This is a genomic window from Mycolicibacterium gilvum (assembly GCF_900454025.1).
Taxonomy (GTDB): Bacteria; Actinomycetota; Actinomycetes; order Mycobacteriales; family Mycobacteriaceae; genus Mycobacterium; species Mycobacterium gilvum.
Window position 1 is genome coordinate 3,395,042 of the sequence record NZ_UGQM01000001.1, and the last position, 21,579, is coordinate 3,416,620.

General features: G+C 67.0%; 21 protein-coding genes. 14 read left to right on the forward strand and 7 right to left on the reverse strand.

The features are described 5' to 3' along the window. Positions 1-31 precede the first annotated feature (31 nt). Positions 32-1,333 carry a TrpB-like pyridoxal phosphate-dependent enzyme gene (locus DYE23_RS15865; protein ID WP_115327606.1) on the reverse strand — a complete coding sequence of 434 codons (1,302 nt, stop codon included), beginning with the start codon at positions 1,331-1,333 and terminating at the stop codon, positions 32-34. A gap of 25 nt (positions 1,334-1,358) precedes the next feature. Then, entirely contained in the window at positions 1,359-2,120 is a 762-nt protein-coding gene (locus tag DYE23_RS15870; RefSeq protein WP_115327607.1) for an IclR family transcriptional regulator, read from the reverse strand. A 166-nt stretch (positions 2,121-2,286) separates the two neighbouring features. On the opposite strand from DYE23_RS15870, the gene DYE23_RS15875 reads away from it, so the two are divergent. Beyond that, complete coding sequence (locus DYE23_RS15875; protein WP_115327608.1) at positions 2,287-3,564, forward strand: DUF6986 family protein; 1,278 nt, start codon at positions 2,287-2,289, stop codon at positions 3,562-3,564. Further along, a complete protein-coding gene (locus DYE23_RS15880) occupies positions 3,561-4,376 on the forward strand; it encodes a bifunctional allantoicase/(S)-ureidoglycine aminohydrolase (protein ID WP_115327609.1) in 816 nt (271 codons plus the stop codon). The genes DYE23_RS15875 and DYE23_RS15880 overlap by 4 nt, the downstream gene beginning before the upstream one ends. A 16-nt stretch (positions 4,377-4,392) precedes the next feature. Here the strand turns inward: DYE23_RS15880 and DYE23_RS15885 are convergent, their stop codons facing one another. Beyond that, a complete protein-coding gene (locus tag DYE23_RS15885; protein WP_011894048.1) occupies positions 4,393-5,115 on the reverse strand; it encodes an aspartate/glutamate racemase family protein in 723 nt (240 codons plus the stop codon). 7 nt (positions 5,116-5,122) lie between these two features. Beyond that, on the reverse strand, positions 5,123-6,628 hold the full coding sequence (locus tag DYE23_RS15890) for an NCS1 family nucleobase:cation symporter-1 (protein ID WP_172527790.1): 1,506 nt from the start codon (positions 6,626-6,628) through the stop codon (positions 5,123-5,125). 233 nt (positions 6,629-6,861) lie between these two features. Between DYE23_RS15890 and allB the strand changes: the two genes are divergently transcribed. The 4 genes from allB to DYE23_RS15910 all read left to right on the forward strand — a co-directional run bounded on the left by allB (position 6,862) and on the right by DYE23_RS15910 (position 10,980). Further along, positions 6,862-8,229: an allantoinase AllB gene (allB, locus tag DYE23_RS15895; protein WP_115327611.1), complete on the forward strand. Its 1,368-nt coding sequence runs from the start codon at positions 6,862-6,864 to the stop codon at positions 8,227-8,229. Positions 8,230-8,351: 122 nt separating this feature from the next. Further along, the gene (locus DYE23_RS15900) at positions 8,352-9,293 is read left to right on the forward strand and encodes a metal ABC transporter substrate-binding protein (protein WP_011894045.1); all 942 of its coding nucleotides are present in this window, start codon (positions 8,352-8,354) and stop codon (positions 9,291-9,293) included. Then, on the forward strand, positions 9,290-10,039 hold the full coding sequence (locus DYE23_RS15905; protein WP_011894044.1) for a metal ABC transporter ATP-binding protein: 750 nt from the start codon (positions 9,290-9,292) through the stop codon (positions 10,037-10,039). The genes DYE23_RS15900 and DYE23_RS15905 overlap by 4 nt, the downstream gene beginning before the upstream one ends. Next, the gene (locus tag DYE23_RS15910; protein WP_115327612.1) at positions 10,036-10,980 is read left to right on the forward strand and encodes a metal ABC transporter permease; all 945 of its coding nucleotides are present in this window, start codon (positions 10,036-10,038) and stop codon (positions 10,978-10,980) included. Before DYE23_RS15905 ends, DYE23_RS15910 begins: the two co-directional genes overlap by 4 nt. Here DYE23_RS15910 and DYE23_RS15915 read toward each other — a convergent pair. Beyond that, positions 10,880-11,653, reverse strand: coding sequence for an amino acid ABC transporter ATP-binding protein (locus DYE23_RS15915; RefSeq protein WP_011894042.1), 774 nt, complete (start codon positions 11,651-11,653; stop codon positions 10,880-10,882). The two genes, DYE23_RS15910 and DYE23_RS15915, sit on opposite strands and share 101 nt — an antisense overlap. After that, entirely contained in the window at positions 11,650-13,131 is a 1,482-nt protein-coding gene (locus tag DYE23_RS15920) for an amino acid ABC transporter substrate-binding protein/permease (protein WP_011894041.1), read from the reverse strand. Before DYE23_RS15920 ends, DYE23_RS15915 begins: the two co-directional genes overlap by 4 nt. Positions 13,132-13,265: 134 nt before the next feature. On the opposite strand from DYE23_RS15920, the gene DYE23_RS15925 reads away from it, so the two are divergent. From DYE23_RS15925 to DYE23_RS15960, 8 genes are all read left to right on the forward strand, one after another. Continuing rightward, the gene (locus DYE23_RS15925; protein WP_041788547.1) at positions 13,266-14,042 is read left to right on the forward strand and encodes an SDR family oxidoreductase; all 777 of its coding nucleotides are present in this window, start codon (positions 13,266-13,268) and stop codon (positions 14,040-14,042) included. 193 nt (positions 14,043-14,235) lie between these two features. Next, on the forward strand, positions 14,236-14,529 hold the full coding sequence (locus tag DYE23_RS15930) for an ArsR/SmtB family transcription factor (RefSeq protein WP_011894039.1): 294 nt from the start codon (positions 14,236-14,238) through the stop codon (positions 14,527-14,529). Further along, the gene (locus tag DYE23_RS15935) at positions 14,526-14,915 is read left to right on the forward strand and encodes a VOC family protein (RefSeq protein WP_011894038.1); all 390 of its coding nucleotides are present in this window, start codon (positions 14,526-14,528) and stop codon (positions 14,913-14,915) included. Before DYE23_RS15930 ends, DYE23_RS15935 begins: the two co-directional genes overlap by 4 nt. Positions 14,916-15,031: 116 nt before the next feature. Further along, positions 15,032-15,991: an ABC transporter substrate-binding protein gene (locus DYE23_RS15940; protein WP_115327613.1), complete on the forward strand. Its 960-nt coding sequence runs from the start codon at positions 15,032-15,034 to the stop codon at positions 15,989-15,991. Beyond that, positions 15,988-16,869, forward strand: coding sequence for an ABC transporter permease (locus DYE23_RS15945; RefSeq protein WP_172527791.1), 882 nt, complete (start codon positions 15,988-15,990; stop codon positions 16,867-16,869). Before DYE23_RS15940 ends, DYE23_RS15945 begins: the two co-directional genes overlap by 4 nt. Beyond that, positions 16,866-17,603, forward strand: a complete 738-nt coding sequence (locus DYE23_RS15950; RefSeq protein ID WP_099961659.1) for an ABC transporter ATP-binding protein — start codon at positions 16,866-16,868, stop codon at positions 17,601-17,603. The genes DYE23_RS15945 and DYE23_RS15950 overlap by 4 nt, the downstream gene beginning before the upstream one ends. Beyond that, complete coding sequence (locus tag DYE23_RS15955; protein ID WP_011894034.1) at positions 17,587-19,185, forward strand: FAD-dependent oxidoreductase; 1,599 nt, start codon at positions 17,587-17,589, stop codon at positions 19,183-19,185. The genes DYE23_RS15950 and DYE23_RS15955 overlap by 17 nt, the downstream gene beginning before the upstream one ends. Beyond that, a complete protein-coding gene (locus DYE23_RS15960) occupies positions 19,182-19,589 on the forward strand; it encodes a 4Fe-4S dicluster domain-containing protein (RefSeq protein ID WP_011894033.1) in 408 nt (135 codons plus the stop codon). Before DYE23_RS15955 ends, DYE23_RS15960 begins: the two co-directional genes overlap by 4 nt. Here DYE23_RS15960 and DYE23_RS15965 read toward each other — a convergent pair. After that, a complete protein-coding gene (locus tag DYE23_RS15965; protein WP_115327615.1) occupies positions 19,574-21,577 on the reverse strand; it encodes a DUF7064 domain-containing protein in 2,004 nt (667 codons plus the stop codon). The two genes, DYE23_RS15960 and DYE23_RS15965, sit on opposite strands and share 16 nt — an antisense overlap. Positions 21,578-21,579 lie beyond the last annotated feature (2 nt).

Genomic DNA, 21,579 nt, shown 5'->3' on the forward strand with positions numbered 1-21,579 from the left:
CCGAGGATAGTCGCGCCGACAAATCGCCTGGTCAGAACTTTCCGTCGAGGAAATCCGCGTACGCCGGCAGATCGAGCTGGCCGTGTCCGGACAGCCCGATGACGATCACCTGCTCTCGCGGATCGTCCGCGACGTGCCGGGCCGCCGCCGCGATGGCGTGCGTCGACTCCGGTGCCGGCACGATGCCCTGCGTGCGCGCGAACTGCACACCGGCAGCGAACCCATCGTGCTGCGAGATCGCCACGCCTTCCACCAGACCGAGCTCCACGGTGTGGCTGAGCGCAGGCGCCATGCCGTGATAGCGCAGTCCCCCGGAGTGGATCGGGTCGGGCACGAAATCCATACCGAGGGTGTGCATTTTGAGCAGCGGAGTCAGTCCGGCGACGTCACCGTGATCGTAGCGGTACTCCCCCTGGGTGATCGACGGGCACGCGGTCGGCTCGGCGGCGACGATCCGCGGGTTCGACCGGCCGTGGATCTTCTCTCGCAGAAAGGGGAACGACAGCCCGGCGAGGTTCGAACCGCCACCGGCACAACCGAATACGACGTCGGCACCATCAGGCTCGGTCAGCGCCAGCTGCGCGACGGCCTCCTGCCCGATGACGGTCTGATGCAACACCACATGGTTGAGCACGCTGCCCAGCGCGTAGCGGGCCTCCGGGTCGGCCGCGGCGACCTCGACCGCCTCGCTGACCGCCATGCCGAGGCTGCCGGTGGTGTCCGGATCCTTGGCCAGGATGGCGCGGCCCGACTCGGTGAGCGTCGACGGGCTGGAATGCACCGTGCCGCCGTAGGTCCGAATCAGATGCCCGCGATACGGCTTGGACTCATACGAAGCGCGGACCTGCCACACCTCGATCTCCAGGCCGAACTGCGCTCCGGCGAACGAGAGCGCGCTGCCCCACTGGCCGGCGCCGGTCTCGGTGGTCAGCTTCCGCACACCGTCGATGGAGTTGTAGTAGGCCTGCGCCACCGCCGAGTTTGTCTTGTGGCTGCCTACCGGGCTCACACCCTCGTACTTGACGTAGATACGGGCTCCGGTGTTCAGGGCCTTCTCGAAGCGCCGGGCCCGGATCAGCGGCGACGGACGCCACATCGTGTAGATCTCCCGCACCGGCTCCGGGATCTCGATGTAGGTGTCGGTGGCCACCTCCTGCGCGATCAACCCGCTAGCGAACAGCGGCGCGAGGTCATCCGGGCCGACCGGTTCCTTGGTGGCGGGATGCAGGTGCGGCGGGATCGGCTCATCCAGCTCGGCCGCCAGGTTGTACCAGTGGGTCGGCACCTCCGCGGCGACGAGGTCCGGATGGGTGGCGCCACGCTGTTCCGTCATGCCGGAAACCCTAGCGGTCGACGACTCAGGCCTCCTTCGCACCGATCAGCGCTTCAGAGATCACGCCGGTCGCCTTGTTCAGGGCCGGCACGGCACGGGCGATCAGATCCTTGCCCATACGCGCTGTGGGGCCGGAGATGCCGATCGCCATCGGCGTCGGCGCACCCGGCACCGCCATCGCGACCGAGCGCACACCGATCTCGAACTCCTCGTCGTCGACGGCGTAGCCCTCGGCACGCACCCGCTCGACGTTCGCGAACACCGCCGACAACGTCGATGCGCTGTTCTCGGTCGGCGCCGGAAGCCCGGACTGCGTCACCAGTTTGAGGATGCGGGCATCCTCCAACTCGGCCAGGACGGCCTTGCCCACCCCGGATGTGTGCAGCCCGACGCGCTTACCGACCTCGTTGTTCGTCCGCATCATGTGTGCAGACAGAACCTGCCCGGTGTAGATCACCATGTCGCCGTCGAGCACAGCGAGACTCGCGGTCTCCGACAGGTCGTCGGCCAGCGACTGCAGTACCGGACCGGCAACGGCTCCCAGCTGGCGGTTCGCCACCTCACCGAGCCGAATCAACCTCGGCCCCAACGCATAGCGGCGATTGGGCAATTGCCGCACGTAACCCAGACCGACCAGCGTGCGCAGCAGACGGTGGATGGTCGGCGGCGGCAACGGAGACTCCGCCGACAACTCCGTCAGGGAGCACTCCCCTCCCGCGCGTCCGATCAGTTCCATCAACTCGAAGGCGCGCTCCACCGACTGAACGCCGCCTGATCTCTCCGCCATACGTCCACTTCCGACCACCGATGAGGATTCCATTCAACATAACCACGATTCATTCCACAATATGGAACTTGTCGACGATGGCCAGACCGCCGTGTACTTTTGGCAGCGCGCCCTCTAAACTCCACAATGTGGAATTTCAGTCCGGCATTCGTGAAGGAGACCGCCCGTGACGCGGCGCCTCGACGACGTGGTGCTGGCCGATGTCGACCGTCGCCTCGCGGCCGCCGACGCCCACCTCGCGGCTCGCTACCCCGGCGATGACGGCCGCCGGCAACCGGTGCACACCGTCTACATCCCGGGTAACCGGTATTCGGCGACCATGCCCGCGGAGTGGGGATCCACCGCTCTGACAGCCGCGAACGACGCGGGCGGACTCGACGCCGTGGCCGCCCTGGTCGGCCCGAACAACGAAACCGACTGTGAGCCGGAGACTCTCGCAACCCTTGTCGAGAACAAACTGACCACCGAGCCCATCGAGGACCTCCGCATCGACTTCGAGGACGGGTACGGCACCGTCGACGATGCAACCGAGGACGCCGACGTCACGCAGGCGATCGCCGCTCTGCGTAGCGCACTCGACGCGGGCACCTCGACGCCGTTCGTCGGGACGCGCTTCAAGTGCTTGGAAGCAGCCACCCGTGCCCGCGGGCTGCGCACCCTCGACATGTTCGTCAGCGGGCTCGTCGCCTCGGGCGGTCTCCCCGAGGGCCTCACACTCACCCTCCCGAAGGTGACGTCCGTCGATCAGGTCGAGGCCATGGTCGCCGTCGCGAGCGCCCTCGAAGATGCGAACGGACTGTCTGCGGGCCGGATCCGGTTCGAGGTACAGGTCGAGACGCCGCAGGCGATTCTCGGCGCCGACGGCCGCGCACCCGTCGCCCAGTTCATCCATGCCGGGCAGGGCCGCGTCAGCTCGCTGCACTACGGGACCTACGACTACTCGGCGTCTCTCGGCATCGCGGCGGCGTACCAGTCGATGGAGCATCCGGCGGCCGATCACGCCAAGAACGTCATGCAACTCGCCGTCGCGGGCACCGGCGTGCACATGTCCGACGGCTCGACCAACATCGTCCCGGCCGGTGATCCCGACGACGTCGCGGCGGCGTGGACACTGCACGCCCGACTGGTCCGACGCCACCTGGAGCGCGGCATCTACCAGGGCTGGGACATGCACCCCGCCCAACTCATCACCCGGTACCTGGCGACGTACGCGTTCTACCGTGGCGCCTTCTCCCCCGCCGCCGCACGCCTGCGCACCTACGTCCATCGGCTCGACTCGACCGTCATGGACGAGCCGGCCACCGCCCGCGCCCTCGCCGGCGTGATCCACCGGGGCAGCGTGTGCGGGGCCCTCACCGTCGACGAGATCGAGACGGCCCTCGATCTCCCTCTTTCCACCGTGCGCGACATCGCGCTCGGCCGCCCGACAAGGAGCACCCAGTGACCGCAGCGTCGTACTACACACCCCGCGGCGGTCTGCCCCCGCAGACCGATCTGCTGATCGACCGCGCCATCGTCACCGAGGCCTACACGGTGATCCCCCGCGGCGTCCTGTGCGACATCGTCACCTCGGTCTTCCCGGAATGGACCGATACGCGGGCGTGGATTCTCAACCGCCCTGTCGCCGGCGGGGCGACGACGTACTTCCAGGCCATTGTCGAGGTCAAGCCCGGGGGCGGCGCGCAGCGACCCGAGCCGCAACCCGAGGTGCAGAGCTTCCTGTTCGTCACCTCCGGTGCGCTCACCGTGGACACCGAGGGCCGGTCGCAGACCCTCACCGAGGGCGGCTTCGCCTACCTGCCGGCGGGCACCGCCTGGTCGGCACACAACAACGGCGACGCCGACGCGACGTTCGTGTGGATCCGCAAGCGCTACGAGATCGCCGAGGGCCACACCCCGTCGGTCCAATTCGGCAATGAGCGCGACATCGAACCGTCGGCCATGCCCGGCACCGACGGCAAATGGCGCACGACACGCATGCTCGACCCTCAGAATCTCGCGTACGACATGCACGTCAACATCGTCACGTTCGAGCCCGGCGCGACCATTCCGTTCGCCGAGACCCACGTGATGGAACACGGCCTGCTGATGCTCGAAGGCAAGGCCGTCTATCACCTCAACGGAGACTGGGTGGAGGTTCAGGAAGGCGACTTCCTCGCGCTGCGCGCGTTCTGCCCGCAGGCGTGCTACGCCGGCGGGCCGTCGAACTTCCGCTACCTGCTGTACAAGGACGTCAACCGCCAGATCATGCTCTGAGGCGAGTCCGGTTGGCCTACAACCGGAATGGCCAACCAGTGACCTTCTTCTCGCGTGGGGTCGCGTAGGTGCGCACCTTGGATGTCGACAGGCCCATCCGGACCAGGCCTTCGGCGATGGTGACCGCCGAGCGGACTCCGTCGACGATCGGGACGCCCGTCGCGGCCCTCACCTTCTCCTCGAGTTCGGCCATGCCGCCACAGCCCAGGCAGATCACCTCGGCGTGATCGTTCTCCACCGCTTCACGCGCCTGGCGCACGATCGCCTCGACTGCCCGAGCGGGATCCGATTCCAGTTCGAGCACAGCGAGTCCGGACGCCCGCACCGACGCGCACCGTGCGTCGAGTCCTGCGAGTTTGAGCCGGTCCTCGATCAGCGGCACCGTGCGGTCGAGCGTCGTGACGACCGAGTATTTGTGCCCGAGATACATCGCCGTCGACGCGGCCGCCTCGGTGATGTCGACCACCGGGACGTCGAGCAACTCCTGCAGCCCTTCACGACCGTGCTCCCCGTAACCGGCCTGGATCACGGCATCGAACGGTTCGGGGTACGCGGTGACGGCGTCCATGACCGCGATGGCCGCGAGGTAGCTCTCGAAGTTCCCTTCGCACGAGTCGGCACCGAATCGCGGTGTGATGCCGACGATCTCGGTGCCTTCCGCCGCGACACCGCGCGCCGACTCGGCGATCGCCTCGGTCATCGAGGCGGTCGTGTTGACGTTGGCGACGAGGATCCTCATGGCACTCCTAGTGCGTGCTGTCCACGGCGATGGGCTCACCGGAGACGTCGTTGAACGGGCCGCGGCGGTCTGCGACCACCAGGTACACGATCGCACCGAGGCCCGCCCCGATGAACCAGGAGAACTCCGCAACCACCGCGAACGCCGGAACGAACGCCAGCAGCAGCGCCGCCACCGCGGTGATGACGAGGGCGATCACCGCCCGGACGTTGACGCCCTTCGCGTAGTGGTACTCACCGTCGGCATCGGTCGTGAACAGGGCCAGAACGTTGATCTTGGAACGACGCACCAGCCAGTAGTCGGCCATGATGATCCCGAACAGCGGACCGAGGATGGCGCCGAGTCCACCGAGGAAGTAGTTGATCACCGCAGGGGTGTTGTAGAGGTTCCACGGCAGGATCACCAGACCGATGACGGCCGAGATAAGCGCTGCGCGACGGAAATTCAGGTGCTTGGGGAAGAGATTGTTCAGCGCATAGATCGGTGCGACGAAGTTCGCCATCAGGTTCACCGCGATGGTGAGGATCAGCAGCGCGAGGGCGGCGAGCACCAGCAGGAAAGTGTTCGGCACCTCCTGGACGATGTCGGCCGGTGCCTCGATGATGCGTCCGTCGATGCGGAACTGCGCGCCGGCCAGGGTGATCACGATGCCGCCGAACACCAGCATGTTGAGCGGGATGCCCCAGAAGTTGCCGTGCACGATCGCCCGCTTCGAAGTCGCGTTACGGGTGAAGTCGCAGAAGTTGAGGACGAACGTGCCGTAGATCGCCACCCACAGGCTCGCGCCGCCGATGATCTTCAACCACATGTCGACACCGGTCAGCGAGTCGGGCGTGCTCCACGCGATGCTCCAGTCGGCGTTGTTGAGCATCCAGACCGCCAGAGCGATCATCGTGACCAGAATGACCGGTCCCGCGAATGCCTCGTACCTGCGGATCATCTCCATGCCGTAGCTGACGATGATCACCTGGATCACCCACAGCACGACGAACGAGATCCAGCCGAGCGTCGACAATCCCAGGACGCTGTTCGAGTCCAGGGACTCGGCCGACGGTGCGAGCGCGATGATCATGATGCGCAGCACCACAGACGCGAGGTAGGTCTGGATGCCGAACCAGGCGATCGCCACCGCGCCGCGGATGAGGGCCGGGATCTGCGCGCCGCGGATGCCGAACGCGATGCGGCTCATCACCGGGAACGGGACGCCGGTCTTCTCCCCCATGAACCCAGACAGGTTGAGCAGCAGGAAGAGGAAGACTCCGCCGAGACCGAGGGCGAGCAGGATCTGCCACCCGCCGAGCCCGAGGGCGAACAGCCCGATCGCGAACGAATAGTTGCCGAGGCTGTGCACGTCGTTCGCCCACAGAGTGAAGATGTTGTACGACCCCCACCGTCGCCCTGCGCGCTTGGTCGGCGCGAGATCGGGGTTGTACAGATGCGGACTCACGCCGGCGAGCGCGGTGTGATCGTTACGGCTGGAGTCGCCGATCAGTCCGGTGGACTCTGTGCTCATGGACACGCCTGTCACGGTCGGAGCGCCGACGCGCGCGTCGCCGCTAAATTCCACTTTGCGGAAGTAATATTCCACAAGTTTGCTAAGTAACGCGCATACCGACACCCCATGTCAACCCTTCGGTGCGATTGACTGTGTTCTCGCCCAGATCTAGAGTCAGCCGAAGAGTGGAGTTGAGTTCCCCGCCCTAGTTCCACCATGAGGAATTAATCTCGCAGCTACGGAGACGCCCCATGACCGCCGATACCCGCGAGCAGTCGAATCACGCCGATCTCGACCTGGTCGTCCGCGGTGAACGCATGCTGACGACAGCGGGAATCGTCGCCCGCGAGATCGGCATCCGCGACGGTCGCATCGTCGCGATCGAGCCGCTGGGCAGCGGTCTTCCCGGCGCGGAGATCGTCGAGCTCACCGACGAGCAGGTCATGATCCCCGGCCTCGTCGACACGCACGTGCACGTCAACGAACCGGGCCGCACCGAGTGGGAGGGGTTCGACTCCGCCACCCGCGCCGCCGCGGCGGGCGGCGTGACCACGCTGATCGACATGCCGCTCAACTCGATTCCGCCGACGGTCAACGTCGACGCACTCAACGCCAAACGCGAAGCGGCATCGGGCAAGTTGCACATCGACGTCGGCTTCTGGGGCGGTGCCATCCCGGGCAATACCGGCGACCTGCGCGGCCTGCACGACGACGGTGTGTTCGGCTTCAAGTGCTTCCTGTTGCACTCCGGCGTCGACGAGTTCCCCCACCTCGACGCCGACGAGATGGAAGAGGACATGCGCGTCCTGGTGGGCTTCGATTCCATGATGATCGTGCACGCCGAGGACTCCCGCGCGATCGATCACGCCCCCACCGCCGAGGGCGACCGATACAGTCGCTTCCTCGCATCGCGGCCGCGCGGCGCCGAGAACGTGGCGATCGCCGAGGTCATCGAGCGCGCTCGATGGACCGGCGCCCGCGCGCACATTCTGCATCTGTCGTCCTCGGATGCTCTGCCGATGATCGCCACGGCCAAACGCGACGGCGTCAGGATCACGGTCGAGACGTGCCCGCACTACCTGACACTGCTCGCCGAGGAGATCCCCAACGGCGCCACCGCGTTCAAGTGCTGCCCGCCGATCCGTGAGGCATCCAATCGGGAACTGCTGTGGCAGGGCCTGATCGACGGCACCATCGACTGCATCGTCTCCGACCATTCACCGTCGACGATCGACCTCAAGGACGTCGAGAACGGCGACTTCGGCGTGGCCTGGGGTGGCGTCGCCTCGCTGCAGCTCGGTCTGTCGCTGATCTGGACCGAGGCGAAGCGTCGCGATGTGGCGCTCACCCGGGTGATCGACTGGATGGCCGCCAAGCCGGCCGAACTCGCCGGCTTGAACAACAAGGGCAAGATCGCGCTCGGCTACGACGCCGATTTCGCGATTTTCGAGCCGGAGTCCGCGCAGGTGGTCGACGTGCACAAACTGCACCACAGGAATCCGATCACGCCGTACGACGGGCGCGCGGTGGCCGGCGTCGTGGCGAGCACCTGGCTGCGCGGCACGAAGATCGACTTCACCACCCCACGGGGGCGGATGCTGCGACGCGGCGGCGTGTAGCGCACCCACTCTGTTCGCAGCGGCGGACACTCTTCGATCGACGGGCAGCTCCGCGGCCTGCTTGCTGATTCGTATCGCCAAGAATATAGTTTCGGCGACCCGAAATCACGGAGGAGGCTGCGGTGGGAGCACGGCACGCAAGCCGACGTGCGCGAGGCCGGCCGGCCACGTGGGTGGCGATCGCCTGCTGCGCGTCGATGGTGGCGTGTTCCTCACCGATCGACACCGGCGATGCCGCACGGCCCACGGTGCTGACGACGTTCACCGTGCTGGCCGACATCGCCGCCAACGTGGCCGGTGACCATCTGACCGTGGAGTCGATCACCAAGCCGGGCGCGGAGATTCACGGCTACGAGCCCACTCCCGGTGATATCAGGAAAGCGGCGAGGGCCGATCTGATCCTCGACAACGGGCTGAACCTGGAAGCCTGGTTCGCCCGGTTCGTCGACGGCATCGACGTCCCGCACGTCGTTGTCAGCGACGGTGTCGCCCCGCTCGAGATCGCCGAAGACGCGTACACCGGGATGGCGAATCCGCACGCCTGGATGTCCCCGCTCAACGTCCAGATATACGCCGACAACATGGCCGACGCATTCGCCGACCTCGACCCCGACCACGCCCAGGCCTATCGCGACAACGCCGCCGCCTACCGCACCCAGCTCCAGGAAGTCCATGACGAGCTCGTCGAGCGACTCGACGCGCTGCCGCCCACCCAACGCGCGCTGGTGACCTGCGAGGGAGCCTTCTCCTATCTGGCCCGCGATGCCGGTCTGACCGAGAAGTACATCTGGGCGGTCAACGCCGAGCAGCAGGCGACCCCTCAACAGATCGCCTCGACCATCGAGTTCGTCGACGCCAACGACGTCCCCGCGGTGTTCTGTGAGTCCACCGTCTCCGACGCACCGATGCAGCGCGTCGTGGAAGCCACCGGAACACGTTTCGGCGGAGTGCTTTTCGTCGACTCCCTCTCGGAGGCCGACGGGCCGGTTCCCACCTATCTCGACCTGATCCGCCACGACGCCACCACCATCGCGGCGGCCTTGACCGCCGACCGCGCGTCGTGACGACAGCCGCACCGGCGCTTCAGGTCGAGTCCCTCACCGTGCGGTACGGGCCCGTGCTCGCACTTGACGACGCGTCGTTCACGCTGCACCCGGGGCGGGTGTGCGGGCTGGTCGGAATGAACGGCTCCGGGAAATCCACGCTGTTCAAAGCCATCATGGGGTTGGTGCGCTCGGACACCGGCGATGTCCGCATCCACGACTCCTCCCCCGCACGTGCCCGCAGAGCGGGCGTCGTCGGGTACATGCCCCAGAGCGAGGCCATCGACTGGACCTTTCCGCTGTCGGTCCGCGACGTCGTGATGACGGGCCGCTACGGGCACATGGGCCCTGCCCGGCGGGCGCGCCACGTCGACCGGCGCGCTGTCGACGACGCGTTGGCCCGCGTCGAGCTCTCCGACTTCCGCCACCGCCAGATCGGCCGACTCTCCGGTGGTCAACGCAAGCGGGCCTTCCTGGCACGCTGTCTCGCCCAGGGCGCGGAACTCCTGCTGCTCGACGAACCCTTCGCCGGCGTCGACAAACGCAGCGAAGCCACCATCTGCCGGCTGCTGCGTGACCTCGCCGACAGCGGCGCAACGGTTCTCATCGCCACCCATGATCTGAACGCGCTGCCCGAGCTCGCCGACGAGGCGATCCTGTTGATGCGGACCGTTCTCCTGCACGACCACCCCGACACCGTCCTGGATCCCCGCAATCTCGCGCGGGCCTTCGGTCTCGACCTTCCCCGCAGCCGAGGGGGACAATGACCGTCGTCGAGTTCCTCGTCGAACCGCTGCAGCTGGAGTTCATGGTCCGCGCCACCGTCACGACGCTCATCGCGTCGACTGTGTGCGCCACGCTGTCGTGCTGGCTCGTTCTCATCGGCTGGTCGTTGATGGGAGACGCGGTATCACACGCCGTCCTTCCCGGCGTCGTGCTGGCCCACATCGTCGGTGCACCGTTTGCGTTGGGCGCCATCATTTTCGGCTTCGTCGCGGTCGGACTCATCGGCGTCGTCCGAGACACCAGCCGCACCAAGGAAGACGCCGCCATCGGGGTCGTCTTCACGACCCTGTTCGCGCTCGGACTGGTGCTGATCTCGGTGACGCCCAGTCAGGTCGATCTCAACCACATCATCTTCGGCAACGTGCTCGGTGTCTCCCGGGCCGACCTCATCCAGGTGGCCGTCCTCGGCACCGTCGTGATGGCGGTCCTGGTCTACAAACGTCGCGACTTCACCCTCTACGCCTTCGATCCCCACCACGCCCACGCGATCGGACTCAATCCCCGCCTGCTGGGCGCCACCCTGCTCGGATTGCTCGCGCTGACCGCGGTCGTGGCGCTGCAGGCCGTGGGAGTCGTTCTCGTGGTCGCCCTGCTCATCACTCCCGGTGCGACCGCCTACCTGATCACAGAGCGGTTCAGCCGCATGCTGCTCATCGCACCGACGATCGCCGGGGTCTGCGCACTGACCGGCCTGTACGCGAGCTACTACCTCGACACCGCGTCCGGGCCGATGGTCGTGCTGGCCAACGGCACAGCATTCGCGCTCGCCTACCTCGCTCGTCTCGGCCGGGAACAGCGCACCCGGCACCGCCGCCCGGGCGTCAGAGCACCTTGGACAGAAACTCCTGCAGCCGAGGATGCTTCGGATTGTCGAAGATCTCCGCGGGCGGGCCTTCCTCGACGATGTGGCCGTCGGCCATGAAGATCACGCGCGATGCGACCTCCCGGGCGAAGCCCATCTCGTGGGTCACGACCACCATGGTCATCCCGCCCCGCGCCAGCGTGCGCAGCACCTCCAGCACATCGCCGACCATCTCGGGATCGAGTGCGCTGGTGGCCTCGTCGAACAGCATGATCGACGGGTTCATCGCGAGGGCCCGCGCGATCGCCACCCGCTGCTTCTGCCCACCTGACAGCGTCGCCGGCTTCACCCCCGCCTTCTCCGCCAGCCCCACCTGATCGAGCAGTTGCAGCGCCTTCTTCTCCGCCGCGGCCTTGTCCATCTTCTTGGTCAGAAGCGGCGCCAGCGTGACGTTCTCCAGCACCGTCATGTGGGGAAACAGGTTGAAGTGCTGAAACACCATGCCGATGTGCTGGCGCACCTTGTCGAGGTCGATCTTCGGGTCGGTGAGATCGAACTCGTCGACGACGACCCTGCCGCCGGTGATGTCCTCCAGCTTGTTCAGGCATCGCAGGAACGTCGACTTGCCCGATCCCGAGGGTCCGATGACGCACACGACCTCGCCGTGACTGACGGTGGTGTCTATGCCGTCCAGCACGACCAGATCGCCGAACGACTTCTTCAGCCCCTCGATGCGGATCTTCACCGTGCCGGCCGGCTCGGAGGCCGCGGCTTCGGTTATCAGTTCACTCATTTGACGAGCCGCCTCTCCAGCCGGTCGGACAGTTTGGTCAGCGCCATGATCACGATGAAGTAGATGACGCCGACGATCAGCCACATCTCGAACGCCTTGTAGTTGCCCGCGATGATGATGCGCCCGCTCTGGGTCAGCTCGGCGATGCCGAGCACCGACAGGATGGACGTGTCCTTGAGGGTGATGACGAACTGGTTGATGTAGGACGGAATCATGGTGCGTATCGCCTGCGGCAGTATGACTTTCCGCATGGTGGGCAGGTATCCGATTCCCAGGCTGCGCGCCGCCTCCATCTGACCCTTGTCCACCGAGAGGATGCCGCCTCTGACGATTTCGGTCATGTAGGCACCCGCGTTGAGTGACAGCGTGATGATGCCTGCCGTCACCGCTGACATCTGGAACCCCATGGTGGCCGGGATGCCGAAGTAGATGAAGAACGCCTGCACCAGAAGTGGTGTGCCCCGGAAGATGTCGACGAATGTGGTGCCGATGGCCCGCAGCCAGATGGACCGGGACACTCTGGCCAGTCCGAAGATGACACCCAGGATCAACGCGAAGAAGATCGAGACGACGGTCAGGATGATCGTCATCTTCAGGCCCGCCAGCAGCATCGGGCTGGTGCTCTTGATCAGCCCGAACAGCGAGTCGTCGCTTTCCGCGGCTTCCTCACCGAGGTAGGTCTGCAGTATCTCGTCGTAGCGGCCCTGCGCTTTGAGGTTCTCCAGGCCGTCGTTGAACTTCTGCAGCAATTCGGCGTTCTGTCCCTTGTTGACCGCGAATCCGTATCCGGTCGGATCTTCCTTCGGTGTGACGGTTTTGAACCCGTTGCCCTGCGCGATGCCGTACAGCAGGACCGGATAGTCCTCGAAGACGGCCACCGAGTTGCCGGTCTTCACCTCGTCGAACATCGTCGACGAGTCGGCGAACGAGACCACCTCGAAGCCGTACTGATCCTTGATCGAGTTCGCGAAATCCGATCCCTGCGTACCGTTCTTGACCGAGACCCGCTGGCCCCGCAGGTCTTCGTAGGACGTGATGTCCTCGTTGTCCTCGAGCACCGCCATCTGGATGCCGGACTCGAAGTAGGGCTCGGAGAAGTCGAAGACCTTCTTGCGTTCCTCGGTGATCGACATGCCCGCGATGACGCCGTCGACCTGGTTGGCCTGCACGGCCTGCAGTGCGGCGTCGAAGCCGAGCGGTTTGATGTCGACGGTGAATCCCTGATCCTCGGCGATGGCCCGGATCAGATCCATGTCGATCCCGACGAACTCGCCACTGGCATCTTGGAATTCGAACGGCGCGAAGGTCGTATCGGTGGCGACCGTGTAGGTTTCGCCTTCGGCCCCGGCTGTTCCCGGGAGAGCCAGAACAGCTCCGAACAGGCCGATCAGAAGACCTGCGATCAGGATCTGCAGCCTGCGCCTCCTGTTGCCCGGCGGTCCAGGCCTGCAGCCCGACGACCCTTCAGCAGCTCCCATGGTGGCCTCCCACTTCGTCGCGTGTGCCACGTTAGACGCTAACGCCGCCGATCTCCGTTCGGGTGTCGTCTCGACAAACCCACCGCACGATGGTGCGCCGGGTCCCCCGAAACGGCCTGTTCTACACTTCGGCTGTGGACGTCAACGGAACTAGCGCAATTGTCACCGGCGGTGCTTCTGGCATCGGAGCTGCGACCGCCCGGCTGCTGGCATCTCAGGGTGCTCGCGTCGTCATCGCCGATCTGCAGGCAGAGCGCGGGCAGGAGCTCGCCCACGAGATCGGCGGCGCCTACGTCAGTGTCGATGTCACCGACACCGCCCAGATCGAAGACGCGGTCAACACCGCCATCGATCTCGGACCTTTTCGCGCGCTGGTCAATTCAGCGGGAATCGGCTGGGCGCAGCGCACGATCGGCAAGGACGGCGAGTTCGCCTCGGCCCACAACCTCGACGCCTACAAGAAGGTGCTCGCGATCAACCTCGTCGGCACCTTCGACTGCATCCGCCTCGCAGCGACGGCGATGAGCAGGCTGGACCTCACCGAATCTGGTGAGCGCGGCGCGATCGTGAACATGACCAGCGTCGCCGCGTTCGACGGCCAGATCGGCCAGGCCGCCTACTCCTCGTCCAAGGGCGGTGTCGTCGGCCTGACCCTGCCGGTCGCGCGCGACCTCGCGGCTGTCGGGATCCGGGTGAACACCGTCGCCCCGGGCCTGATCGACACCCCGATCTACGGCGAAGGACCGGACTCGGAGGCGTTCAAGGCCAAGCTCGGCGAGTCCGTGCTCTACCCGCGCCGCCTCGGTAAGCCGGAAGAGCTCGCGTCGATGGTGGTCGAGCTGCTCACCAACTCCTACATGAACGCCGAAGTCGTCCGCGTCGACGGCGGAATCCGGATGCCACCGAAGTAGCGCTGCCGGTGCTGCCCGCCTATCCCGGCGGGCAGTCCACCGACACCGTGGCGATCGACGCGACGGACGTGTCGCCGCGCGCCGACGATCACTGTGCCGCACAGTCGATGTGCTTCATGATCACTGCAGGTTGGCTGTGGTCTTGCCGGCTCGGCCGTTGACAGGCAAGTGAACGCTTGCCTATTGTCGGGTTGTGGGTGACGTCTTCAAAGCCCTGGCCGATCCCACGCGGCGCACCATCCTCGACGAGCTTCTCGACAGGAACGGTCAGACGCTGTTCGAGATCTGCGCACGCCTGACCACCAAGCACGGCATCAGCTCATCGCGTCAGGCGACGTCACAGCATCTCGGCATCCTCGAGGACGCCGGGCTCGTCGAGACGCGCCGCGAAGGTCGATACAAATTCCACTACGTCAACACCGCGCCGCTGCGCGCGATCGTCGATCGGTGGTTGACGCCCCGATCCCAGGAGGAGGAACCGTCATGAGAATCACCTACACCAGCCTGCTCGTCGACGATCAGGAGAAGGCCCTGCGGTTCTACACCGAGGTCCTCGGCTTCGTCGTCAAGCACGATGTACCGATGGGCGACGCACGATGGATCACCGTCGTCTCGCCCGAGGACGCCGAGGGCACCGAACTCGTCCTCGAGCCCGATACCCACCCCGCTGTGACACCGTTCAAGGACGCGCTCGTCGCCGACGGCATACCGTTCACGGCGTTCGGGGTCGACGATGTGCACGCCGAGTACGAACGGCTGGTGGGCCTCGGCGTCGTCTTCACCCTGCAGCCCACGAACATGGGTCCCGTCACCACCGCCGTCTTCGACGACACGTGCGGCAACCTCATCCAGATCCAGAGCACGACCGGCTGAGCACCGTCTGCACCGCCTTCTCGTCAGGCTGATCGCAACGGTGGTCTTCGGGGGTGTGTCGGCATGTACTGGGGTCGATCCGATCTCATCGGCAAGACACTCCCGGAGGCCCACTCATGTTCCGCCACGTCGCACGCACCGTCCTGACGCTTGCCGTCCTCAGCACGGCCGTCGCCTGTGGCAGCGGCGACGACGGGTCCGGCGGCATCACACTGCGTATCGGCGCCACCTCCCCCACCGGTACGCCGGCCGGCTCGCTGGGCTGGGGTGACAAGGAGGGCATCCTCGCCGAGCAGTTGAAGGACGCCGGCGTCGACAAGATCGAATACTCGTTCTTCCAGTCCGGCAGCGATGTCGCGTCGGCTCTGTTCGCCGGTGCCGTCGACGTCGCCGCGGTCGGTGACAACCCGGCGCTGCGCGCCCGCAGTAAAGACCCCAAAGTGGTTCTGCTGGCTCTCGACTCGATCAACAGCGACGTGTGGCTCGTCGGGGCCAAGGGCGGCCCGACCGACATTGAGGGATTGGTCGGCAAGGCCGTGACCGCACCGCACGGCACCGTCCGGGACCGGTCGGCCAGACAGCTGATCGACGCCGCCGGGCTCAACGGCCGGATCGAGGTGCGCGACGTACCCACCCCGGAATCCATCGCGGGCCTGAGCTCAGGAGAGATCGCCGCCACCGCCGTCAGCGGTGCCAGCGCAATCGAGTTGCAGCACAAAGGCTTTCCCCTCATAGACAGCCTGTCCCGGCACGGCCTGGGCTACACCGGCACCAATATCGCGCTGACGACCTTCACCGATCGGCACCCGGGATTCGCCGACGCCTGGCGCAGGGCGGTCACCGCGGTGAACCGCGACATTCAGGACAACTTCGACGCGTATGCGACCTGGGTCGCCCAGACCGACGGCACGGAGGTCGAGTTCGTCACGGAGTCCACCCGGCCCGACGAGTTCAACACCGAACCGTTCCCAGCCCGGGGAGTGGATCAGCTCCAGGCCGCGTACGAGTTCCTGCAGGCCGACGGCTCGCTGCAGAGCCCGTTCGACGTGCGCGAGTGGGCCGGAGCGACGCAGTGACCGCCGTCGCCGCTCCGCTGACCGCATCACAACGTCTCGAGGCTCACGCCCCGCAGCTCGTCGACGTCATCGCGGGCCATCGCGGCCGTCGCAGCATCTGGGGGCGCATTCCCCGCCCGGTGCGCCGGATGGCCGGTCCGGTGGCCATCCTGGCCGTATGGACCATCGGGTCGACCTCCGGTCTTCTCAACACGGATCTGTTCCCGCCCCCGTCGGACGTCGCCGTCACCGCATGGCATCTGCTGACCAACGGCGGGCTGGCCCTCCACGTCGGCACGTCGGCCACCCGGGTGCTGATCGGCACCGCACTGGGCATCACCGTCGGCGTGGTCCTCGCCGTGCTCGCAGGGCTCACCCGCACCGGTGAGGACCTGCTCGACTGGAGCATGCAAATCCTCAAAGCCGTACCGAATTTCGCGCTCACCCCACTGCTCATCATCTGGATGGGCATCGGCGAAGGCCCGAAGATCGTGCTCATCACCATGGGCGTCGCGATCGCGGTCTACATCAACACCTACTCCGGCATCCGCGGGGTCGACCAGCAACTCGTCGAGATGGCCCAGACCCTCGAAGCCAGACGCGGGACGCTCATCACCCAGGTGATCCTGCCCGGCGCGATGCCGAACTTCCTTGTGGGCCTTCGCCTCGGCCTGTCGAGCGCCTGGCTGAGCCTGATCTTCGCCGAGATGATCAACACCACCGAGGGCATCGGCTTCCTGATGTCGCGCGCCCAGACCAACCTGCAGTTCGACGTCTCCCTGCTGGTTATCGTGATCTACGCGGTGCTCGGGCTCGCCTCTTACGCACTGGTCCGGTTGCTCGAACGCCTGCTGCTGTCCTGGCGCAACGGTTTCGCCGGATTCGAGGCCACCGCATGAGTTCTCCGGTGGTCACCGTGCGCGGGCTGCACCGCGCGTTCGGCGCCCAGCAGGTGTTGGATGATCTCGACCTGGACATCGCCGGCGGAGAGTTCGTCGCGATGCTCGGCCGCTCCGGATCGGGCAAGAGCACGCTGCTGCGCATCCTCGCCGGCCTCGATAACCGGGCCGACGGTTCGGTGCTCGTGCCACGCTCGCGGGCGGTCGTGTTCCAGAACCCGCGGCTGCTGCCCTGGCGCCGTGCGCTGGCCAATGTGACGTTCGCCCTGCCCGAGGCAGGCCCGGACGCCCCCAGCAGGACCGCCCGCGGACAGGCCGCTCTCGACGAGGTCGGCCTGTCGGGCAAGGCCCGCGCCTGGCCGTTGTCACTGTCCGGCGGTGAGGCGCAACGTGTCTCGCTGGCCCGGGCGCTGGTGCGGGAACCGGACCTGCTGTTGCTCGACGAACCTTTCGGCGCGCTGGACGCGCTGACCCGCCTCAAGATGTATCGGCTGCTCCACGATCTGTGGGCGCGCAGGCGCATGGCGGTTCTGCACGTCACCCACGACGTCGACGAGGCGATCCTGCTCGCCGACCGGGTGGTCGTCCTGTCCGACGGCGCGGTGTCCCTGGATCGCCGGGTGGACCTGCCGTTCCCGCGCAGCCGCGGCGACGACGGCTTCGACGAGCTGCGCCGTGAGCTGCTCGCTGAACTGGGAGTCAAGGAGGAGGTCGGGCATGACCGCAGCCGGTGACGCCGCCACGCACGTGACCGACGTCCTGGTGATCGGCGGTGGCCCCGCGGCTACCTGGGCGGCGATCGCAGCCGCCGAGAGCGGCAGCCGGGTCACGTTGGTGGACAAGGGTTACTGCGGAACCAGCGGAGCGACCGCCGCCGGGGGCAACAACCTCTGGCTGATCCCGCCCGGTCCCCGTCGCGACGAGTCCATTCGGGAGCGCGAAGCTGCCGCCGGAGGGCTCACCGACGCAGAGTGGATGGCGCGTGTGCTGTCTGCGTCCTGGGATCGGATCGAGCAGCTCGCCGACTGGGGCTACCCGTTCCCCACCGGCGACGACGGCCGGCAGCTGCGTGTCAGCCTGCAGGGACCCGAGTACATGCGCCGGATGCGGCGCAAGGCACACCGCAGCGGGGTCCGCATTCTCGACCATCACCCGGCGACCGCGCTGACGACCGACTCGGATGGAATCGTCAACGGCGCGACCGGAATCGCGCGCCAGGACGCGGGACGGCCCTGGCGGATCGGCGCGGGCGCGGTGGTGCTGGCCACCGGCGGGACCGCCTTCCTGTCCGGATCATTGGGCACCAACGTCGACACCGGCGACGGATATCTGATGGCCGCGGAGGCGGGCGCCGCCCTGTCGGGCATGGAGTTCAGCACCGCCTACGCGTTGGCGCCGGAGTGGGGCACCCACACCAAGGGCCGCATGCTGGCGTGGGCCAGCTTCTATGACGAGGACGGCCACCCCATCGCCACCGAATGCGGCCTGGCCGGACGCAGGGATGCCCAGCGGGCCCTGGCACGCGGGCAGCGGGTGTTCGCCAGGCTCGACCGGGCTCCCGAGCACATCCGCCGGGTCATGCGCGATGCGCAGCCGAACTACTTCCTGCCGCTGGACAAAGCCGGCATCGACCCGTTCGTCACCGCCTACCCGCTGCGGATGGTCTACGAGGGCTCGGTGCGCGGTACCGGCGGATTGCGACTCGTCGGACCCGACTGCGCCACCAGCGTTCCCGGGCTCTACGCCGCCGGCGACGCAGCGACCCGCGAGTTGATCACCGGCGCGATCAGCGGCGGCGGAAGCCATAACGGATCGTGGGCGATCGCGTCCGGTTCGTTCGCCGGCCGCGGCGCCGCGGAGTACAGCCGCCGCCGCACATTCGCGGGCTTCGTCGAGGTCGACGGGGTCGGCCTGCGACCCGGACCGCAGCATGCCCCCACCGTCGACGACGTGGTGCGCGTCGCGCAGGACCACATCCTGCCCCCGATGCGCAGTCACCTGAAGTCGCAGGTACGACTGACCGAGTCCGCCGGGGTGTTGGAGCAGCTGTGGACGGACATCGCCGCCGGACTCGCCCCGGTCCCCGCCAGGGACGCCTACAAGCCGCGTCAGGCGGTGGCCCTGGTCGCCGCGGCCCGGTGGATCACCGCGGCGTCGCTGGCCCGCGCCGAGACCCGTGGCATCCACCGTCGCGAGGACCTGCCCGGAACCGACCATCGGCTGTCCCACCGGATTCTCGTCGGCGGGCTGGACACGGTGTGGACGATCCCCGATCCGGTTCTGCCCGAACTGATCTCGTCGGAGGCGGTCGCGTGATCGAGATCGTCAGCACCTCGGCCTGCATCGCATGCGACGTCTGCATCACGGTGTGCCCCACCGACGTGTTCGACCGCGGTGACGACGGTATCCCGGTGATCGCCCGGCAGTCGGACTGCCAGACCTGCTTCATGTGCGAGGCCTACTGCCCCGTCGACGCGTTGTACGTCTCCCCCGTGTCGGCACCGGCGGGACCGGACAGTCCGCACTCCGACGAGGCAACCGTCATCCGGCACGGACTGCCCGGTGGGTACCGCGAGATGGTGGGCTGGGGCCGCGGACGCACATCCGGCGCACTGCGGGATCGCAACCCGTTGCTCAAAGCGGTTCCGCCGCTGCCCGAATCACGGCTTCCGGCACCGGCGCCGCTGGCCGACTCACCCTGGAATCATCCGTCGGGCTGAGCCAGGTTGCGGTTCCACTCGATCCACCCGGCGCCCGTCCGTCCGTCGTCGGTGGTGACCGTCGCCCACGCTCGCGGGAACTGGCTGAGCCTGCCGTCCGCCGAGGTCAGCAGTACCGGAGCGTGCCCGCGGACCGTGACGTCGACCCGAAGGTCACCGTAATCGAGCACAGCCGACTGCGGTAAGTCGTTGTCCGCGAACGTCGTCTGCGCGCTGACCGAGGACAGTTCGACGAGGGGCTCACCGGCCCGCTGAAGGTATCCGATGGACATCGGCGGGGCGCCCGGGATCAGGATCTCGACACCGTGGATGTGGGTACCGTCCTCGAGATGGAAGGCGCTCCACACCCAGTCCATCGCCCACCAGTCCCGCGCCGCCCACGAATGGTCACGCTGACCGGCGACCGCGTCGAACTCGTAGGTGTGTCCGTCCGCGCTGACGGTGCCGGTCACCGTGCACGGGATCTCGTAGCGCGGTGAGACGCGGTACTGGTAGGGCTGCCCGACGCTCGTCCAGGTCAGGTCCATGGTCACCTCGACATCACGTCCGGGTTCGCCGCGGAGCAGTGCGGCGGGGTCGTCGTGAGCCTGTCCCCTGCCGCGCACCGTGACCTGATAGGTCTGGAGAGGCTCGATCACGGTCTGCTCGAGTTCGATGTCCTGCCCGTGCACACGCGTGTGCTCCTCGGGCAACGGCGCCTCGAAGTCCAGTGCGGCGATCGTCGGCATGCCCGGGCCGCACAGCAGTCCGTTGACCCACGCGTGCCCCTCGTTGGGCATCAGGCCGAGCCTGATCCATCCGCCGATGTCCTGACTCGGTGCCGCGAAGTCGAAGTACCAGCTCTCGCTCCACAACGGCTCTTCGGTCGGCGCGTGCCTGCCTTCGTCATCGGCGTTGGGCTGCAACGGTTCCGGCGTCGACGGGGCGGGCAGGATCGCCAGCGCATCGGTGTCCAGGACGTGTTGGCAGTGGCGCGCGATCAGCGCCATGAACATCTCGTCGCCGCGTTCGGTCCGACCGACCAGCATGGACGACACGATGGCCATCAGCACCCCGAAGAAGCTCTGGTGGCGCACACCTTCGCGGACGTCGTCCAACGAGACTCCCGTCGCTTCGCCCAGCGCGCGGTGATAGGCGGCGAGGAGCTCGTCGTAATGCGCGCGTCGCTCCTCGATCGGCAACGACCCCCCGAGGAAGTAGGAGACGTCGGTGAAGGCCGGGCCCCAGGTCACGGTCTGCCAGTCCACGACGGTCAGCGGCCGGTCGGACCCGTCCTGCCCGAAGAGCATGTTGTCCAGACGGAAGTCGCCGTGAACCAGACCGCGCGGACCGCCCGCGGCGTCCTCGGCGGCCATGTACGCGTCGAACGATCCGACGAGCCGCTCGCAGACGACTCGATGTTCCGGTGCGATCTGATCGCTGTACCGGTCGATGTATCCGGCGTAGAGCGCGGCCACCAGCCCCTGGTTGACCGGCGACTCGCGGTTGAGCCAGTCGGCGCCTTCGAGCGCTTCACTGCCCAGCAACGGACCGTGGACCAGTCCGAGTTGGGTCATCGCCAGAGACGCCTGCTCCGCTGTCGCACCACGGATCTCGTCACCCACCGACGCGGGCGCGGCGTCGGCGAGCACCAGGTCGAACGCGCCGGTATCGGGATCGTAGGCAGTGTGGTGGCACGGTGCGACGGGACCGCCGAGGCTGGGTGCGATGTCGGTGTAGAACCGCACCTCGCGCTCGTAGAGGCCCATCGCCAGACCCGTCTGCCTGCTACTCGGCTCGGCGGCGGCCACTTTCAGCACCACCGAGGCCGGCCCGACGCCGCCTCCGGCATAGCGGATCCCGACGCGGTAGCACTCGCTCATCTGTCCGGTGCCGATCCGGTCGACGGTGAAGCTCTCGACCTGGCCGTGGCCGAGGATGTCGGTCAGCCATTCGGCGGTCAGATCGGCGGGTCGTTCGATCAACTGCGGACGCGTCAATGAGCACACAC

Bases quoted from the DNA above. Each gene is read 5' to 3' on its own strand.
- DYE23_RS15910 (WP_115327612.1), top strand. From the start codon at position 10,036: ATGACCGTCGTCGAGTTCCTCGTCGAACCGCTGCAGCTGGAGTTCATG.
- DYE23_RS15885 (WP_011894048.1), bottom strand. From the start codon at position 5,115: ATGAGGATCCTCGTCGCCAACGTCAACACGACCGCCTCGATGACCGAG.
- DYE23_RS15915 (WP_011894042.1), bottom strand. From the start codon at position 11,653: ATGAGTGAACTGATAACCGAAGCCGCGGCCTCCGAGCCGGCCGGCACG.
- DYE23_RS15865 (WP_115327606.1), bottom strand. From the start codon at position 1,333: ATGACGGAACAGCGTGGCGCCACCCATCCGGACCTCGTCGCCGCGGAG.
- DYE23_RS15935 (WP_011894038.1), top strand. From the start codon at position 14,526: ATGAGAATCACCTACACCAGCCTGCTCGTCGACGATCAGGAGAAGGCC.
- allB (WP_115327611.1), top strand. From the start codon at position 6,862: ATGACCGCCGATACCCGCGAGCAGTCGAATCACGCCGATCTCGACCTG.
- DYE23_RS15870 (WP_115327607.1), bottom strand. From the start codon at position 2,120: ATGGCGGAGAGATCAGGCGGCGTTCAGTCGGTGGAGCGCGCCTTCGAG.
- DYE23_RS15940 (WP_115327613.1), top strand. From the start codon at position 15,032: ATGTTCCGCCACGTCGCACGCACCGTCCTGACGCTTGCCGTCCTCAGC.
- DYE23_RS15955 (WP_011894034.1), top strand. From the start codon at position 17,587: ATGACCGCAGCCGGTGACGCCGCCACGCACGTGACCGACGTCCTGGTG.
- DYE23_RS15890 (WP_172527790.1), bottom strand. From the start codon at position 6,628: ATGAGCACAGAGTCCACCGGACTGATCGGCGACTCCAGCCGTAACGAT.
- DYE23_RS15920 (WP_011894041.1), bottom strand. From the start codon at position 13,131: ATGGGAGCTGCTGAAGGGTCGTCGGGCTGCAGGCCTGGACCGCCGGGC.
- DYE23_RS15950 (WP_099961659.1), top strand. From the start codon at position 16,866: ATGAGTTCTCCGGTGGTCACCGTGCGCGGGCTGCACCGCGCGTTCGGC.